Source organism: Neobacillus niacini (assembly GCF_031456445.1).
Lineage (GTDB): Bacteria > Bacillota > Bacilli > Bacillales > Cytobacillaceae > Neobacillus > Neobacillus niacini_I.
The window spans coordinates 40,028-57,007 of record NZ_JAVDUQ010000037.1; the positions used below are offsets into that span (position 1 = coordinate 40,028).

Here is a 16,980-nt window from a genome sequence, read left to right on the forward strand (position 1 = left end):
TAACCATTTAAAATGTAAATAGATTACCAGTCGCAATTTGGCTGAATTTTATGGAAATTGTCATTTGACGGAAGTGTCTTTTCCATATTTACCGTAGTTTCCCTATGAATCTCTGCTAACAACCCCCTTTTTCCACAAAATACTGGATCATTTGTCACCTTTTTCAATTTTGTGCCCCGAAAGACTGGCAAACTATGATAAAATATTTAAAAAATGAAAAAATAGAGAGGTGAATGGACTCCATGAAGAAAACGATAGTCCGTGCGGTTTCGACAGCAGCGGTTCTTTCGGCTGTTTACGCAGGGACGGCACATGCCAGTACATATATGGTCAAAAAGGGTGACAACCTATCACATATTGCCTCGAAAAATCACACCAGTGTTCATACATTAATGGCATTGAATGGATTAAAATCAGATTTTCTTCAGATCAATCAGAAACTCAAGCTCCCAGATACAAAGGCAAAAAAGGCGACCGTCACGAAGACATCCTCACCGGCCAAGACCTATACCGTCCAAAAGGGTGATTCCTTAATTAAGATTGCCAACAAATATCATGTAAGCGTTGGCGATTTAAAGCTGTGGAATACGCTTAATCGCACGATCATTTATCCTGGTCAGGTGCTAAAGGTTACAGGAACGTCGGGGACGACATTTACGAAGGAAGCGGTTGTAAAGAAGCCATCCCCTTCTTCTAAAACAACGACGAATACCTATGTCGTTACAAAAGGCGACAGTTTGAGTAAAATTGCCATAAAATATAAGTTGACTGTGTCGGATTTAAAAAAACTGAATCAATTGAAGTCTGACCGGATCAAGGTTGGGCAGAAGTTGAAGGTTCCTGGTACTGCGAAGACGACAACGACGACTCCTGCTAAAAACGTGACCACCTACATCGTCAAAGCCGGTGATACACTAGGCAAGATTGCCAAGCAATTTGGATTGAACATGGCTGATTTGAAAGCGCTAAATGGTTTGAAATCAGATTTTATTTATGCTGGACAAAGGCTGAAGGTGACCGGCAAACCGCCGGTTGCCGCTAAACCACCGGCTCAAGCAGCAAAGCCACCTGTGCAGACTACTAAACCACAGACACCGCCTGCCAATACAACTGATTATATCGTTAAAAGCGGTGACACTTTAAGTGGAATCGCCATGAAGGCCGGGATGACGATTGGAGAATTGAAAGCACTGAATAACATGACTTCCGATCGGATTTATGTGGGCAAAAAGCTGAAGATTAAGGCGAATTCTGTGTCTGTACCAGAGTCGACACAACCACAGCCACCAGCTTCCGGTAACGATGTTTCCACCCAAATTGTTAATACGGCGAAGAGCTTAATTGGTATCCCGTACGTCTGGGGCGGCAGTACACCGTCCGGCTTTGATTGCAGCGGCTTCATTTATCATGTCGCGAACCAAGCCGGCATTGATATCGGTCGCTATTCAGCCGATGGCTACTACAACCGCTCTTACTATGTGGACAAGCCTAAAGCTGGCGATCTTGTTTTCTTTGAAAACACCTATAAAAACGGCATCTCCCACGTCGGCTTCTATATTGGCAACAACCAATTTATCCACGCCGATGAGGCTCGCGGCATCACGATCGCCAGCCTAAGCAACTCTTACTTCAAAGAACATTTTGCTAGTTTTAAGAGATTCTATTGATTTAAATAGCCAGTCCCCATTTAAATGGGGCTGGCTTTTTTGATGAAAATCGTGAGATTTTCGCTGTCTTCGTTTATTATTGCTTTGTCTGGGTGGTGCCGTAGTTTTGGGTCCCCACCTCTAGCTACCTTCAGGTCTGAGATTGAGTTTTAAAACTTGAACAGTTTGTGGGAATGATATGGATTCTTTTTCATACGCAGTTTTCTTAAAGTTTTTGAAGGAACTACTTGATTAATATTGAAAATAATATAATAATTTCTTGAACGAGAACCTTATTTTAGTGATGCTCCTATGGTTAAGACCATTGAAAAATTAGTTTACGAGAATTGGAGATGTTTTATCGTGTTTAATAATATCTGGGACCATAATAGATGCTATCGTTACATTCATTATAATCGTGACGATTACTGTATCGATTGTAAATGGCTTAAAAAAGGGGGAAAAGTTGATAGATGTGTTAAAATCCAATTTAATATTGATCCTATTAACTTTGTATTTTATCGTTACCGATTATCTTCAATATTTTTAACTAGCAATAGTAGAACCCCTTAATAGAATTGGGTTCTTTTTTATGTTCTTCTAAACATTTGAACAGCGTTTTTGACAAGCTGAAATAAGCATTTGCTCCAATTGTTTTTTAAGAGACAAATGCTTCAACTGTTGAAAAGTTAGCACAACAAATAGGTCAAAAAGTTTTAGAGTTTGAAGGTTTAAAAGAGAGGATATTTTTTTCTCAAATCAATCGAGTATCGGATAAGGATTGGGATACGTTTTTCTTATTTTTCTTCTTCAACAATGCTCGGTTAGAACAATAACGGTTGGAAAAAATGCAATTTAATTTATTCTGATTTTTTTAAACCAAAACTCCAATGAACTCATTGGTTCTTCTCGAATATGAACATAATAAGCTTTCATATCTTTTGGGTTTAAGTTTTCTGAGAGGTCGAAAGAAACAGTGAACTCTTTAGTTGCCTCAATATCAAATATGTACGGGTGCAAATCTGAAGAAATTTCATCTTTTATGGAATACCGAGCAGCTGCCTCCAATCCTTCATCATCCATTTCATTATAGTTTTTATACCTGTTTCGTTTTACATTTGACACCTCTGTATTATATGGGACATAGATGACAATATAATCAGTGACGAATCTATATGCATCTAGTGGTTTCACCCAGACTCCTGAAAGGGTATATCGTTGCTTTTCTTTTTGAACAGTCACCTTAAGGGATTCAGGAGTAGTTTGATACCAGGAGTTATAAACAACGTATCCAATAAAGAATAAACCTAAAAAGACAGGAGCTGTTAATCCAAGTGATAGGATTTTACTTTTTTTCCATACTTTAACCGCTAAAACAAGTAAACCAAAGACGATCAACATAACAAGAATTACTGACATAAAAAACTCCCTAAAATGCTCAATTCTTACTTAGTTTTTGTATGTTAACGTGTTGGATCAACCCAATTGCACCCCACATATTAAAAACAACAGCAACAATAATGAAGAGCCATTCTACAACCTGCGGTAATTCTATAGTTAAGGATATAGTTAAAGCACTACTACCTATCGCTAACATTGCCATTAGTTTTCGGAGTTCTCGGGAGGGAAAATGACCTGATCCAGGCATTGTGAACCCATTTCGTTTACCCACCAGTTTTAACACTTTACCGACCACTTTGGGGAGTTTACCTTCCACCTCCCCCCTTTTACCCTCCACTTTTCATTTAAGCTACTAAAAACTAGGTATCCTTCTCTGGATATTACCTTTTCAAATGAAAAATTACCATTTTCAGTAAGTTTCAATCCCTAGACAAGTCCCCTTTTCCTACCTCATTTCGTTTACCCACCGGTTTTGGCTCTTTACCCACCACTTTGGGGAGTCTACACACCGGTTCTCCCTTCTTACCCACCACTTTTGAGAGTCTACACACCGGTTCTCCCTTTTTACCCACCACTTTTGCCCTTTTACCGACCACTTTTCATTTAAGCTACTAAAAACCAGGTATCCTTCTCTGGAAATTACCTTTTTAAAAGAAAAATTACCTTTTTCAGTAAGTTCCAATCACCAGACCAGTACCCTTTTCCAACCTCATTTCGTTGACCCATCGGTTTTGGCTCTTTACCCACCACTTTGGAGAGTTTACACACCGGTTCTCCCTTCTTACCCACCACTTTTGCCCTTTTACCGACCACTTTTCATTCAATCTACCAGAAACCGAGGTATCTGATCCCCCTAAGACACCCCCAACAACGACTGCGTGATCGTCGGCAGTGTGATTTCGACCGTGGTACCCTCTTCTACTACACTCGTAATCTTAATTTCGCCGTTATGGCTATCGATAATTTTATAACACGTCATCAGGCCGAGGCCGGTACCTTTTTCCTTTGTAGTGTAAAACGGCTCACCGAGCGTTGAAATCCGGTTTTCTGGAATCCCCATGCCCTGGTCGATGATCTGAATGGAAATTTTGCCCTCTTCCTTTTGCTTCACCTTCACATCAATATTGCCGCCTTTTGGCATCGCCTCAATTGCATTCTTCAGGAGGTTGAGAAACACTTGCTTCAGCTGATTCTCCTCACACATCACCATAGGCAGATCACTGTCGAACTCCACAAAAATCTGGACATTATTCAAAATCGACTGGGTATTAAAGAGGGTGATGACGTCATTGACTAAATTTTTCACATCTTTTTCGATAAAAACGGCAGCGGTTGGCTTGGCAAGGACGAGGAATTCACTGACGATGCTGTTAATCCGGTCGAGCTCTGAAAGGACGATATCATAGTACTCCGGGTAATTTTGTCCTGACTTGAACAGCTGGATAAAGCCGCGGATCGATGTGAGCGGGTTGCGGATTTCGTGGGCAATCCCTGCCGCCATCTGCCCGAGCAGGGCGAGCTTTTCTGATTTTTGCAGGAGCTGCTCTGTTTGTTCTTTGCGTTCTGAGATGTCCTTTCCAATCGAAAGCACGGCTTCTTGCCCGCCAATAACGATGTACATCGAAGAGACCTCAAAGAAAAAGGTCGAGCCATCAAGACGTTTTGCCTTGTATTCGATGGTGTTCACCGGCCGTTTCTCTTTATTGATTTGTTTGAAGCGTTCAAGGGCACGGTCATGATATTCTGGTACGAGGAAATCCAGGATATGCCTACCAATCAGTTCCTCCTTGTTTTTTGCCCCTGTTAAGCTGACAGCCGCGTGATTGACATAAAGAAATTTGTAATCTTTTAGGATGTAAACGGGGTCCGGTAGGGAATCGATGAGTTTTTTATAGCTGCGCTCACTGGCTCGGACTTTTTTTTCGAAATGGTGGACCTTGTCATATTGATAGCCCACGATCCAAGCAATAATGGTAAAAATAAAAAAGTCAATCGTGAAAAAATTATGTTGATCATACATTTTTTGAAAAGCAGTAAATACTAGCGAAATACTTACGAGCGTGATTTGTCCTGATTTCCTCATGGGCTTAACCTCTTAAGATTCGTCTTTTTCCTAAATTATATCATTTAAGATAAAATTGGAGTTAATGGTATTTTTGTGTATATTTATGTCGGATGAGCACGGTTCAGTTGGTTTCGGTTGATTTTTGGTATGATGAAGGGGAAATCCATTTATAAAGGAGATGGAACGGATGTCGATTGCGGTTATTTACGGGGGAACCCGTCCAAATGGAAACACGGAAACCCTAACGGAGCATGGGATTCGAGGGTTGGATGTTGAGAGAATACACTTAAGTGATTTTTCGATTTTGCCGATTGAGGATGCACGGCATGCGGAGGGTGGCTTTAAGGATGTGGCGGATGATTATCATTCTGTGATCGACCGGATTTTGCAGCATGACACGTTAATTTTTGCTACGCCGGTTTACTGGTACAGTATGTCCGGGACGATGAAGAACTTCATCGATCGCTGGTCGCATTCGATGCGGGATGCGAAGTATCCTGACTTCAAGCAGCAAATGGCGGGGAAGAAAGCCTATGTAGTTGCTGTCGGCGGTGATCATCCTTATGTGAAGGCATTGCCGATGATCCAGCAGTTTAAGCATATCTTTGATTTTATGGGTATGGAGTTTGCCGGGTATGTCCTTGGCGAAGGGAGTAGGCCTGGGGATATTTTGAAGGATGAGAAAGCCTTGTTTGCGGCGGAGAAGCTTTTCGTGTGATTCGATAAAGATCGGGTGGTGAGCAGGCACCACCCGATTTTTTTTAAGCAAGGACTGGAGAACCATATAAGGAGACAATGGTTCCTGCTTTGCCTTTTATGGCGTCGCAGGCTTTTTCCAAGGAGGTAATGACGGTTTTCCGTTCCGGGTTGGTTTTGGCAAATTGAATGGCTGCTTCTATTTTAGGAAGCATGCTTCCGGCTGCGAATTGCCCCGCTTCCGTATATTCATTCAACTCTGCAATCGTTACCTCCTCCAGTTTCCTTTGGGTTGGTTGGTTGAAGTCAATATAGACATTGTCTACCCCGGTTAAAACCACAAGCGCATCGGCATCGATTAATTCAGCCAGTTTTTCCGAAGCGAAGTCTTTATCAATCACCGCTTCCACACCGACAATCCCGTTTTCGGTCTCCATCACGGGAATTCCGCCGCCACCTGTTGAAATGACGATGTTTCCTTGTTCTACCAGTGATTGAATCACTTCATGCTCCATAATGCTGACAGGTTTCGGTGAAGCGACCACTCGTCTCCAGCCGCGCCCTGCATCCTCTTTCAAGCAAGCATTGGTTTCCTCCATGATTCGTCTGGCTTCCTCTTCACTATAAAAAGGTCCAATCGGCTTCGTCGGGTTGATGAACGCAGGATCATAGGGATCAACCACAACACGCGTGATTACCGTGACCACATTTTTATGAATGCCGCGCTCCTTAAGGACTTTATCCAATGCGTTTTCCAACCAGTAGCCAATCATTCCCTGGCTCATCGCACCGCATGTATCAAGCGGCATGGCTGGATTTTTTACGGAATCGGTGGCTGTCTGCTGTAGTAGAATATTGCCGACCTGCGGACCGTTTCCGTGTGAAATAATAATATCCATTCCTTGTTCAATCAAATCCACAAGCTGCCGGGCAGTGGTTTCGAGTGCAAATTGTTGAGCTGCTGCTGATGCATCTCCTGACTGAATAGCGTTCCCACCTAAAGCAATCACGACTTTCTTAGACATAGGGTGAATCCTCCTTTACGTTTTCAAAAATAAGATCACGTTCCCGCACCGGAACCTTTCCGTTCGTCCACTATGAAGTTCTTGTGCAGGAATCTTTTTTAGAAACTGATTTTTCCAATGATTAGCATGATGATCGCCAGTACGGCTAAAAGATCAAACATCAATGCCCAAATCCGTTCAAAAGGCTTAAAGGTATTTTCGCCGCGCTCTTTTTGGGCAATTCTGAAGACGAAGATTCCAAGGGCGTACAGTACGGCCGTTAGCAGCAGATAGCTGATGCCGGCTGCATACAAAAGCCATACCGAATAGACCGTTGCCACAATCCCAAGCGCCAATTGCTTCCGTTCCTTGTGCTGAAGACTGTATTTCACCTGGTACAGAGCCGAAAACAAATACGGAATTAAAATAGCAGAGCTCGCTAATGAGAAGGCAAAGTTATATGGTTTATCCGAAATTAATAAGGTGAGCAAGAAAATTTGCACCAGTACGTTGGTGACAATTAAAGCATTAACAGGCGCTTTATTTTTATTTTCTTTGGCAAACATTTTTGGCAAAATACCATCCTTGGCAGCCAAATAAGGAAGTTCAGCCGCGAGCAGGGTCCAGCCCAGTAAGGCGCCTAATAAGGAAACGATTAATCCCAAGTTGACAACTGCCGCCCCCCAAGGGCCGACAACTTCTTTTAATACATAAGCCATGGAAGGACTCTTTAACCCGGCAAGCTCGGATTGCGACATGATCCCAAAAGATAAGACCGTAATCAAAATATAGATGATTAACGTGGAAATTAAGCCGATCACGGTTGCTTTCCCGACATCCTTCATGTTTTTTGCCCGGCTGGAGAGAACGACTGCTCCTTCAATCCCGATAAATACCCAAAGCGTTACCAGCATAGTGCTCTTGGTTTGACCCATCAAATCAGCAAAGCTGAAACCATTTTTCCCCCAGAAGTCAATGGAAAAGGTATCAATTTTAAAGGCAAAGATTGCAAGAATAATAAATAAGAAAATTGGAACGAGCTTGCCGATGGTGACCACCAGGTTCACCAACGCAGCGGAATGAACCCCTCTTAAAATCAAGAAATGCAATAACCAAAGCAGGACCGACGCACCGATGATGGAAGCCAGATTGGCTCCGTCAAAAATCGGAATAAAGTAGCCGATTCCACTGAAAAGCAAGGTCAAGAAAGCAATGTTGCCAAGCCAGGCTGACAACCAATAGCCCCATGCGGAGTTGAATCCCCAATAATCGCCAAAGCCGGCTCTCGCATAACTAAAGATTCCTCCCTCCAAATCGGGACGTTTGTTCGTAAGATTTTGAAAGCAAAAGGCAAGTGCAATCATTCCAATTCCGGTAATCACCCAGCCAATCACAACTGCCCCGGCAGAAGCTCCGCCGGCCATATCCGATACAAGGTTAAAGGCACCGCCGCCAATCATTGAGCCAATGACAATCGCAATTAACGACAGCAAGCCAAGTTTTTTTCCGTCCGCCATTTTTCTCCACTCCTCAAACTTTTTTAAAAGACTGTTTTCGCTTCGATTGCTGCTATCCGTAACCACCGATTACTTCCGGCATCTTTTCGCAGAATATTGGAGGGTCACTCTAATGGATAAAAAACAACAACGTTACGAAAAGAGCCTTAAGGAAAGAAGGAGAAGGGAGAAAAACTCCTTCTCCAGCAAGTAAGTGATTATTTCATGTTGCCAAGTGTTGCTGCCATGACGGCTTTAATGGTGTGCATTCTGTTTTCTGCTTGATCAAACACTTTTGAATGCGCACTGCGGAAGACTTCATCGGTGACTTCCATTTCACCAAGGCCGTATTTTTCATAGATGTCTTTGCCGTACTTGGTTTCAAGGTCATGGAAAGCAGGCAGACAGTGTAAGAAAATCATGTTTTTATTGCCTGTCTTTCTCACCATATCCATGTTTACTTGGTATGGAGAAAGCAGTTCAATTCTTTCGGCAAATTTATCTTCTTCCCCCATGGAAACCCAAACATCTGTATAAATAACGTCCGCGCCGGCAACGCCTTCTTCTACATTGGAGGTGATGGTTACTTTACCGCCTGATTGGGCTGCTAAAGATTGGGCTGTTTCTACGACTTCTTCAGCCGGGAACAGTGATTCTGGAGAACAAATCCGCACGTCCATCCCGACGAGTGCACCGCCGACAAGCAGGCTGTTCGCCACATTGTTCCGGCCATCCCCCACATAAACGAATTTGATTCCTTGCAAATAACCAAAGTTTTCTTTTACAGTTAAAAAGTCTGCCAATGTTTGAGTTGGATGCCATTGGTCGGTCAAACCGTTCCAAACCGGTACACCTGAATGTTTTGCCAGCATTTCTACTTTTTTGTGCTCAAAACCGCGGAATTCGATTCCGTCAAACATATGTCCCAATACATTCGCTGTATCTTCAATCGATTCTTTTTTGCCTAATTGGATATCATCTTTTCCCAAATACTCGGGATGTGCGCCAAGATCGATACAAGCTACTGTAAAGGCACAGCGCGTACGAGTGGATGGCTTTTCAAAAAGAAGGGCAATGTTTTTGCCTGCCAAATGACGATGCGGAATGCCATATTTTTTCTCATCCTTTAATTTCATAGCAAGTTCGATAAAATATAGGAATTCTTCTTTTGTAAAATCCTTTTCAGATAAAAAGCTTCTGCCTTGTAATGATGGAATGGTTGCTAACATGTTATTTCGCTCCTTTTAGGGTTATTTTTTTAAATATCTTCACGAACGATCGGCATGCTCATGCAGCGTGGGCCACCACGGCCGCGGGATAATTCTGAGCTTAAGATTTCGACTACCTCAATGCCGTGCTGGCGTAACAATTCATTGGAAATATAGTTTCGGTCATAGGTGACCACGACGCCTGGGGCGATCGCCAACGTATTGGAACCATCATTCCACTGCTCGCGGGATGCGGCAATTTCATCACCGCCGCCGCATGGAATTAAGACCAGGTCACTCAATTGCAACGCTTCTTTTAATGCCTCTTGAAGGTTTGTCCGATGGGAAATCGAGACATGCTTCTCGTCCTCCCCTTTTTCAAGGATGTAAACATTCATATTTCCTTGAGGGCCTTGGATGGCAGGATGGATGGTAAATTTATCGTAGTCTACCATCGTAAAGACCGTATCAAGATGCATGAATGCGCGGCATTTTGGAATTTCAACGGCAAGCACCTTTTTAAACGAGCTGTTCCGGTTGAACAAATTCAAGGCCAACCGTTCAATGGCTTTGGCAGATGTGCGGGCCGACACCCCAATCGCGATCACTTCGTCACTTAGGACAAGCTCGTCTCCGCCTTCAATCGGAAATTCATAGTCACGATCGAGCCAAACCGGAATATCATGACCGGCAAAGCGTGGATGATGCTGAATGATATATTGCATGAATAACGACTCGCGGCAGCGGGCCGGTTCGCGCATGCTGTTAATGGATAAACCGTTGCCAATGCATGCCGCAGGGTCGCGGGTGAAATAGAGGTTCGGCATTGGATCCAGGTAGAATGGATAGTGATCATCCATAAATTCATATAAGTGAGTCTTTTTGCTGGCTTCAATTTCATTTTTAAGTATTCCGCTCATGATTTTGTTGACCATTTCTGCCGTCGGGAACGATAACAAGTATTCTCTTAAAACGTTTGCCGCTCCATTGACATTTGCCCGGCTTTCTCTTAAAATATCATTAACAAATTGTTTTTTTAGCTCGGGGTTCGCTAATGCCTCGGCAGCTAATTTCTCGAGGTATAGGACTTCTATGCCTCTATTTTTTAATGTTTCGGCAAAATAGTCGTGTTCCCTCTGGATAATAGGTAAATAGGGAATATCATCAAACAGCAGACGCTGCAGGTATTCCGGTACTAAATTCTCCACCTCTCCTCCGGGACGCTTGAGTAACACCGTTCTTAGTGTACCGATTTCGGAAGTAACATGAATGGGATGCTTAAGTTGACTCAGGTTTCTTTTTTCAGAATTCAGTTCGATTACTAAGCTCATTTCTTCTTCCTCCTTTATCTAAGCTTTCCTTGCTACACCCTTATTTTAAGGGATGCATTTATTTGATTTTGTTAGCACCCTTACATTTCAACCGTTAAAATCCTAACGAAAATTTGTCTACGAGATAAAGTCGCCTGCATATTTATGTATATCTCCACCAATTCCGGCTTATTTTGGGGCCATCCCATGAATAATGACTGAATTTCACATTTCATTCATAACTAATGTTGCAAGATTTTGAAAAATAAGGTTGTTTGGCTTTGGGCAAAAAAAATAACCCCAATTGGGTTATTGAATGAGAATTTCCGGCTGTGTCTCTTCAGGAGCGGACGCAAGTTTCCGCAGTTCTGAATCGCTTAACGGAATTTTGATCGCTGTCTTTTTCTCCTGTCTTTGAATCAAGAAAACAGGCATCAAGCTTTTTCGGTCAAGCGTTTTCCAGTTCAGTTGCATGGTTACCTTCTGGGAAGAATGATTGTAGTTTTTTAACGTGATGACGCAATGAATCGCCTTTTGTTTTGGATTCACTGTGCATGGGTGATCGGTCGGCAAATATTCTACTGCTTCGGTTCCGCTTTTTCCCGCATAGACATAGGCCTTGGCGGTAGAACTGATGGTGGCATTTAAAAGGATCGGAGTAAGAATGACCAAAAAAAGGAGAATCATTGGTTCATATTTTTTGTAGAGTCGGACATGCTTTTCCCGCCCATGTTCTCCGAACCATTTTAAAAAGAGGAGAATTCCCGTGATCTGCATCAGTCCGGAGCCCATTCTTAGGATGATTTGATTCCCATCAGGGGGCAGACCGAAGAAGGAAGCCCCCACTAATTCGCCGCTTGCGGGCATTTTTACTACAAGAATCAGGCCGATTCCAAAAACCAGTGGTCCGAGAATATGATAGGAAACCTTGGTAATCGAGGACACCCCCTTCCATTTACTATTAGTATAGGAAAAAGGTGAAAGGAAATAAATAATTTTGCTTAATTTTTCTAAAAATTATGTTAATGGTAGGTTTCCTGAAAATATTGAGGTTGAAGGAAGGTAATTTTCTTAGCGTCTATCGAGATCACTTGATCCCGTTTCAATTGGTTCATCAATAGACTTACCGTTTCCCTTGTGGTTCCGGAGATTTTTGCAATATTGGCCGCGGTAAGCGGGCAAGGAATGACAATTCCCTCTTTGCTTTTTTCCCCGAGGTCCTCCATCAAAAACTGCAAGGAGTGCAGTACCCGATCATGGGCATTGGGGGTCATAATTTTTTGTACACGATTTTGATAGAGGTCGAGAATATCGGACAACTTGTGAATGACATTCAGCAGCTGCCTTGGATGAGTTTTCATCCACTCCTCCAGGACATGGGTTTGGATAAAATATAAATCAACATCTGTGGCCGCGGTTGCGGTATCCTGATAGACACCATCCTGAAATAATCCAACGTAGGGGAACATTTGATTTTTTTTGATAAAGTCAATGCTTACCATATCCCCTTCCTCGTTGCTCCGTTCATACATGACATAGCCATTGAGCAAAAAGAAAATCTTATCGCGCGGGTCTCCTTGCATAAACAGACATTGGTTTTTCTTATAGCTGCGAAAATAAAAATGCGGCAGGTATTGGTTAAGGGTTTTATCTGATAATTTCTTAAAAAGATCAAATTGGCGTAAATCCGCTAATGTGTCCATACAAATGACTCCGACAGCCGGCATTTCGTTCGCTCCTTTCACTCGAGTTTATTCACTGTAGACCTCCAATTGATGTTTGATTTTGCTCGCCATTTCAGGAGAACGGCAAATAATCAGGCATGTATCGTTTCCGCAAATGGTGCCTGCCTTGCCCGGGATTTCCATTGAATCTAGCAATGCCCCGAAGGAATGGGCGTGCCCGGGAAGTGTTTTCACCATGACAAAGCATTGAATAGCCTCCAGGCTAACTAGGGCATCCACTAATTTGTGACGGAGCTTTTCATAGCTTAGATGCTCGGTGTCCACCTGAAAACCATATTTAAGCTTGCCCCCCTTCGAAGGTACCTTCACCAGCTTCAAACTGTGAATATCCCTCGAAATTGTAGCCTGCGTCACATTCAATCCCTGCTCGATCAGCAGCTCTTGCAGTTCCTCCTGCGTATGGATTTCCCGTTCAGAAACCAATTGGGTGATTCGTTCTAATCGCTCTTCCCTATTCATCTACTAGAACTCCCCCCCTATTGCCATCTCGTTTCTATCATATGACCAAATCCTTCAAAATCCCATGTACAAACCATGACAATTTCCGATTGTTTGGAAATTCGACAAAAATTGGGGAAATTTTTATGTGAATATGAGGGGAGTTGAAACAAATGGATATTGTGAAGGAAGAAATACAAGAGCAATTTAGATAATGGCGAAAAGAAGTAATGAAGGAACTTCTAAAAGAAGCGATTCAAGAGGGAGATTCACAGAAATCGATAGAGCGTTTAATAAAAAAGGGAAGTTTCAGCAAAGAGGAAGTTGAAGAGATTTATCGAGAAATTGAAGAGAAATAGGAATATACCTATCCACATAAAATATTATCCCCTGGATAGAAAAAGGACCTTCCAAAGATCTCGGAAAGGTCCTTTTTGGCAATTACTTATAAACCGAGCTCGGTATTTTTACAGTTGGGAAACCTACGGCATATGGACCTACTTCGTATTCTTGGAAGACCAATTTAATCCCGCCATCGGTATAATAAAACTGGGTATTTTTATTAATGACAACATCGCTAAGTTTTGTTATATAGAAAGTCTCCTGATGCTTCATCATGTAGTTGTAGGCGTATTTTTGCACTTTGCTGATTTTCGATTTTGAAGTAAGGATGTTCATAAGCTTGATTTGATTTCCATTACTGATGGTGAAATTATAGGAGGTTGCCGTTTCTAATCCATGTGCACCGCCTTGATACAAAGAATCATAGAGTAGAATACTTAAGTGCTTTCCATCATTGAATTTAACACTATAAGAAGTGGCGTAACCATAATCACAAGCGTATGGAGATTCCTTGCACAAATCTGGCTCGTCTTGTTTGATTTGCTTTTCATCTGCCAACATCTTGAGGTAATTCTTATAAGCGCTCTTTGCATAGGTTAATAAGGCCTGGTTTATTTTCTTTTCAGCTGTTTTGCTTTTAAGCCCGGTCACCTGCGGATACTTGAGGTCGCTGATATTTTTATATTTGTATTTCTTCACCGTAACTCCAAATTTTAGATATTTGGTTGCAACATAGGCTTTTTTGCTTTTATAGCGTATTTCCGACCAGCCACTTGATTTTTGAGCATAAACAGTCACTTTTGTGCCTTTATTCAAAGATCCAACCTTTTTATAATTGATTCCCGCCCCGCTTCTCACATTTAATTGGTCCACCGCAACTGTAGCCGTTTTGGTTATGGCGGCTTGGACTGGTTCGTTGTTCCAAACAAATGCAGAAAACATCGACAAAATGACCGCTAACACCAGTGAAAGCTTCATTGTTTTTAGTACCTTCACAAATACTCCCCCTTTGTTTTTTTATTTTCCATCCAAATTTTAACAGATCATTAAGGAAAATTAAACCAAAAAAAAATCATCCTTAAAGATATTAGGATGATTATCTGTTCAAAAAGATTATTTAGTTAGTTGAATTCGATCCTCCATTTGTGGAGGTTCTTCCATCCAGCCATTTTTAATCATGATCTTTCCTCCATCTTGAGCAAAAGTGAAAATATCTTTTGCAAGAAGAGCCATCTTTGCCGGCAAGTCATTTCGCAAACTAAATGCGCCTCCTAATGCATTGCTTCCGAGCCCAAATGTAGCTAACAAACCGGTGTTATATAACATCATTTTTTCAGAAAATGGTGCGATTTTTGACGGAGTTGCTTTCCCGGCGTGTGTAGCTGGCGGTTCAATGTAACTTTGACGTAAATACTCACCTAAATCGATTTCGATTTCTTTGGACAATTTCATCCCCTTGGCAAGATATTCTTGTACTTCCTTATGATCAGCAACTTGGGCAAATCCAATCATTAATTGCATCCCTACAAGGTTTGTTTCAATGGCATGATGAATAAGCGAAACTTCAATCGTATTTAGCGATCTCGTTTCACGGAATGGATTGAAAGCTCCCCTATATTTTTTATCCTGTACAAAATGCACCTCTGTCGGCATGGATACAAATGGCGGGCGTACCAAGACCCCTTTTTCTAACAGGAGTTGAGTTGCTTTGCTATTCATCTCTTGAGCTTCCGCTGTCAAATTGATAAAAAAATCATTCATATCTTTCCGATAAGACATTCCGCAATAAAGTGAAAAAAGGCTCATTTCCACTTTCGTCATCAAATGCAAATACATGATATCATACAGGAAATCAAACAGCTTGGGAACACCTTTATGTACATCATTTTCTGTAAAACCAAGCGGAATGACGGCTCCCTCAGTTTGGAAAATTCCCGTAATGGTATTTATGGCTTTAGAAGCATTATTATAATGAGTCTGTAACAGTTGTTTTTCTTCATCATCAGCGTGTTCGATAAAATGCTCCAGCATTCGAATCATCATGGTTTTTTCTTGATACGTCATCCATAAATTTGCTAATTCTGACGATGTGATTGGAACTCCAGAAGAAGTCATTAAAATAATCCCTCCTAGCTTTATTTACTTATATTGACCCAAACGGAACATATCATACCGAACTTGGAACATAAACAGGGGGAAACGGAACATAGATCGTGCAAAATGGAGATTCCGTGCACCTTGCTCAACATGTGTTAGAGTTATTCCACATGTATGACGACATTTCCCTTTTTGTGTCCTTTTTCGACATATCTATGAGCTTCCACAATCTCTTCAAACGCATAGGATCGGTCAATGACTACTTTTAGCTTCCCCATCTCAACAAGTTCCTTCAGGAAGTTTAGTGCTTCGGGGGTTTCTGGTGAATTTCGACTCAATAATAAATTCTTGCTGCTTGTCATTTTCGTCCATAGCATTCGAACACTTGGCAGGGGTTCCGTGATATTTATATAGGTACCATCCTTCTTTAACCATTTGATACATTCTGAAAAAGAACTCTTATTTACTGCTTCAAAAATTACATCATAAGTCTTATCTGTATTAGAAAAATCTTCTGCAGTGTAGTCCATTACCTTGTCGGCTCCCAGAGATTTTACCATTTCCAAATTCGTTGTACTGCAAACCCCTGTAACGTGTGCCCCGAAATACTTGGCAAGCTGAACAGCATAACTTCCAACACTTCCTGAAGCACCATAAACGAGAACCTTTTGGCCGCTCTGAATTTTAGCTTTTCTAAGAAAATACAGTGCTGTGCGTGCTCCAATTGGAATGGCAGCGGCTTCTGCATACGTTATATTGGAAGGTTTAATCGATACAGGGCCATCTTCTGGCAGACACTTATACTCGGCATACGCGCCAAAACCTGAAAGAGTCGCGGCAAAAACCTGATCTCCTTCCTTAAACTTTTTGACACTTTTCCCGACTGACTCCACTTCTCCGGCTAGCTCCATTCCTAATATCTCTTTTTTGGGTTGTTTGAAACCAAGTGTTATTCGGGCAGGCAGCCAGAAAGCAGGAGGAACGGTAAAACTCCGAGCCCGTATATCTGCCACAGTGACGGTTGTTGCTTTTATTTTTACCAGAATTTCATTTTCTTTAGGAATAGGCTTTTCTACCTCTTTCAGTTGAAGAACGTCGGGGGGACCGTACTTGGTGTACACAATTGCTTTCAATTTCCCGCCTCCAAATCGTTATATTTATAAATATCATACGGATAACGTGGGTAAATAGAACAGGGGTTGGTGGAAATCGAAGTGGAGGGTAAAGTCGGAAAAGTGGAAGATATAACCCCCGAACTGGAAGATAAATTGCTCAAACTGGAAGATAAATCGAGAAAAGTGGAGGGTAAATGGATTGGGGCTAGTAGTTTGGTGGATTTTTAGAAGCTTTAATCGGTAAATCTCTCTTTTTTCTTCTGATAATGGGGTTGAAGTTACCTTTTTCATGAATTTTGCTTGGTGTAAATTCGAAGTGGAAGGTAAATTGGCAAAAGTGGAAGATAAAACCCCCGAACTGGACGATAAATTGCTCGAACTGGAAGATAATTCTGTAAAAGTGGAGGGTAAATGGAT

The 16,980-nt window shown here is 41.9% G+C and carries 16 protein-coding genes; 4 read left to right on the top strand and 12 right to left on the bottom strand.

Annotation, left to right across the window (positions count from 1 at the left end; all coding sequences use genetic code 11):
• Positions 1 to 242 precede the first annotated feature (242 nt).
• Positions 243 to 1,667: a C40 family peptidase gene (locus tag J2Y67_RS22935; RefSeq protein ID WP_310177746.1), complete on the top strand. Its 1,425-nt coding sequence runs from the start codon at positions 243 to 245 to the stop codon at positions 1,665 to 1,667.
• 834 nt (positions 1,668 to 2,501) lie between these two features.
• Here J2Y67_RS22935 and J2Y67_RS22945 read toward each other — a convergent pair.
• Together J2Y67_RS22945 and J2Y67_RS22950 are read right to left on the bottom strand one after the other, a co-directional pair.
• Complete coding sequence (locus J2Y67_RS22945) at positions 2,502 to 3,065, bottom strand: hypothetical protein (RefSeq protein WP_310177747.1); 564 nt, start codon at positions 3,063 to 3,065, stop codon at positions 2,502 to 2,504.
• A gap of 835 nt (positions 3,066 to 3,900) precedes the next feature.
• On the bottom strand, positions 3,901 to 5,130 hold the full coding sequence (locus J2Y67_RS22950; RefSeq protein ID WP_310177748.1) for an ATP-binding protein: 1,230 nt from the start codon (positions 5,128 to 5,130) through the stop codon (positions 3,901 to 3,903).
• Positions 5,131 to 5,299: 169 nt separating this feature from the next.
• Here J2Y67_RS22950 and J2Y67_RS22955 point away from each other — a divergent pair, with 169 nt between their 5' ends.
• Positions 5,300 to 5,830 carry a flavodoxin family protein gene (locus J2Y67_RS22955; protein WP_310177749.1) on the top strand — a complete coding sequence of 177 codons (531 nt, stop codon included), beginning with the start codon at positions 5,300 to 5,302 and terminating at the stop codon, positions 5,828 to 5,830.
• Positions 5,831 to 5,873: 43 nt separating this feature from the next.
• Here the strand turns inward: J2Y67_RS22955 and arcC are convergent, their stop codons facing one another.
• From arcC to J2Y67_RS22990, 7 genes are all read right to left on the bottom strand, one after another.
• Positions 5,874 to 6,833: a carbamate kinase gene (gene arcC / locus J2Y67_RS22960; RefSeq protein WP_310177750.1), complete on the bottom strand. Its 960-nt coding sequence runs from the start codon at positions 6,831 to 6,833 to the stop codon at positions 5,874 to 5,876.
• A gap of 98 nt (positions 6,834 to 6,931) precedes the next feature.
• Positions 6,932 to 8,329, bottom strand: a complete 1,398-nt coding sequence (gene arcD, locus J2Y67_RS22965) for an arginine-ornithine antiporter (protein WP_310177751.1) — start codon at positions 8,327 to 8,329, stop codon at positions 6,932 to 6,934.
• A 197-nt stretch (positions 8,330 to 8,526) separates the two neighbouring features.
• Positions 8,527 to 9,537 (bottom strand): ornithine carbamoyltransferase, encoded by a 1,011-nt coding sequence (argF, locus tag J2Y67_RS22970; protein ID WP_310177752.1) that lies wholly within the window; start codon positions 9,535 to 9,537, stop codon positions 8,527 to 8,529.
• 29 nt (positions 9,538 to 9,566) lie between these two features.
• Positions 9,567 to 10,847 (bottom strand): arginine deiminase, encoded by a 1,281-nt coding sequence (gene arcA, locus J2Y67_RS22975; protein ID WP_310177753.1) that lies wholly within the window; start codon positions 10,845 to 10,847, stop codon positions 9,567 to 9,569.
• A gap of 288 nt (positions 10,848 to 11,135) precedes the next feature.
• Positions 11,136 to 11,771 carry a hypothetical protein gene (locus J2Y67_RS22980; protein ID WP_310177754.1) on the bottom strand — a complete coding sequence of 212 codons (636 nt, stop codon included), beginning with the start codon at positions 11,769 to 11,771 and terminating at the stop codon, positions 11,136 to 11,138.
• A 77-nt stretch (positions 11,772 to 11,848) separates the two neighbouring features.
• On the bottom strand, positions 11,849 to 12,553 hold the full coding sequence (locus tag J2Y67_RS22985; RefSeq protein WP_310177756.1) for a Crp/Fnr family transcriptional regulator: 705 nt from the start codon (positions 12,551 to 12,553) through the stop codon (positions 11,849 to 11,851).
• 24 nt (positions 12,554 to 12,577) lie between these two features.
• On the bottom strand, positions 12,578 to 13,030 hold the full coding sequence (locus tag J2Y67_RS22990; protein ID WP_310177758.1) for an arginine repressor: 453 nt from the start codon (positions 13,028 to 13,030) through the stop codon (positions 12,578 to 12,580).
• Positions 13,031 to 13,239: 209 nt separating this feature from the next.
• Here J2Y67_RS22990 and J2Y67_RS22995 point away from each other — a divergent pair, with 209 nt between their 5' ends.
• The gene (locus J2Y67_RS22995) at positions 13,240 to 13,368 is read left to right on the top strand and encodes a hypothetical protein (protein WP_310177759.1); all 129 of its coding nucleotides are present in this window, start codon (positions 13,240 to 13,242) and stop codon (positions 13,366 to 13,368) included.
• Between the two features lie 82 nt (positions 13,369 to 13,450).
• Here J2Y67_RS22995 and J2Y67_RS23000 read toward each other — a convergent pair whose 3' ends face one another.
• The 3 genes from J2Y67_RS23000 to J2Y67_RS23010 form a co-directional block, all read right to left on the bottom strand.
• Positions 13,451 to 14,347, bottom strand: a complete 897-nt coding sequence (locus J2Y67_RS23000) for a PdaC/SigV domain-containing protein (RefSeq protein WP_310177760.1) — start codon at positions 14,345 to 14,347, stop codon at positions 13,451 to 13,453.
• Positions 14,348 to 14,464: 117 nt separating this feature from the next.
• Positions 14,465 to 15,466, bottom strand: a complete 1,002-nt coding sequence (locus tag J2Y67_RS23005; protein WP_310177761.1) for a DUF3231 family protein — start codon at positions 15,464 to 15,466, stop codon at positions 14,465 to 14,467.
• A 143-nt stretch (positions 15,467 to 15,609) separates the two neighbouring features.
• On the bottom strand, positions 15,610 to 16,581 hold the full coding sequence (locus J2Y67_RS23010; protein ID WP_310177762.1) for an NAD(P)-dependent alcohol dehydrogenase: 972 nt from the start codon (positions 16,579 to 16,581) through the stop codon (positions 15,610 to 15,612).
• A gap of 81 nt (positions 16,582 to 16,662) precedes the next feature.
• Here J2Y67_RS23010 and J2Y67_RS23015 point away from each other — a divergent pair, with 81 nt between their 5' ends.
• Entirely contained in the window at positions 16,663 to 16,791 is a 129-nt protein-coding gene (locus J2Y67_RS23015; RefSeq protein ID WP_310177763.1) for a hypothetical protein, read from the top strand.
• Positions 16,792 to 16,980 lie beyond the last annotated feature (189 nt).

Excerpts from the sequence above, each read along its gene's own strand:
- arcD (WP_310177751.1), bottom strand. The coding sequence starts at position 8,329 with ATGGCGGACGGAAAAAAACTTGGCTTGCTGTCGTTAATTGCGATTGTC.
- arcA (WP_310177753.1), bottom strand. The coding sequence starts at position 10,847 with ATGAGCTTAGTAATCGAACTGAATTCTGAAAAAAGAAACCTGAGTCAA.
- J2Y67_RS22995 (WP_310177759.1), top strand. The coding sequence starts at position 13,240 with ATGAAGGAACTTCTAAAAGAAGCGATTCAAGAGGGAGATTCACAGAAA.
- J2Y67_RS22945 (WP_310177747.1), bottom strand. The coding sequence starts at position 3,065 with ATGTCAGTAATTCTTGTTATGTTGATCGTCTTTGGTTTACTTGTTTTA.
- J2Y67_RS22955 (WP_310177749.1), top strand. The coding sequence starts at position 5,300 with ATGTCGATTGCGGTTATTTACGGGGGAACCCGTCCAAATGGAAACACG.
- J2Y67_RS22935 (WP_310177746.1), top strand. The coding sequence starts at position 243 with ATGAAGAAAACGATAGTCCGTGCGGTTTCGACAGCAGCGGTTCTTTCG.
- argF (WP_310177752.1), bottom strand. The coding sequence starts at position 9,537 with ATGTTAGCAACCATTCCATCATTACAAGGCAGAAGCTTTTTATCTGAA.
- J2Y67_RS23005 (WP_310177761.1), bottom strand. The coding sequence starts at position 15,466 with ATGACTTCTTCTGGAGTTCCAATCACATCGTCAGAATTAGCAAATTTA.
- J2Y67_RS22990 (WP_310177758.1), bottom strand. The coding sequence starts at position 13,030 with ATGAATAGGGAAGAGCGATTAGAACGAATCACCCAATTGGTTTCTGAA.
- J2Y67_RS22950 (WP_310177748.1), bottom strand. The coding sequence starts at position 5,130 with ATGAGGAAATCAGGACAAATCACGCTCGTAAGTATTTCGCTAGTATTT.
- J2Y67_RS22985 (WP_310177756.1), bottom strand. The coding sequence starts at position 12,553 with ATGCCGGCTGTCGGAGTCATTTGTATGGACACATTAGCGGATTTACGC.
- arcC (WP_310177750.1), bottom strand. The coding sequence starts at position 6,833 with ATGTCTAAGAAAGTCGTGATTGCTTTAGGTGGGAACGCTATTCAGTCA.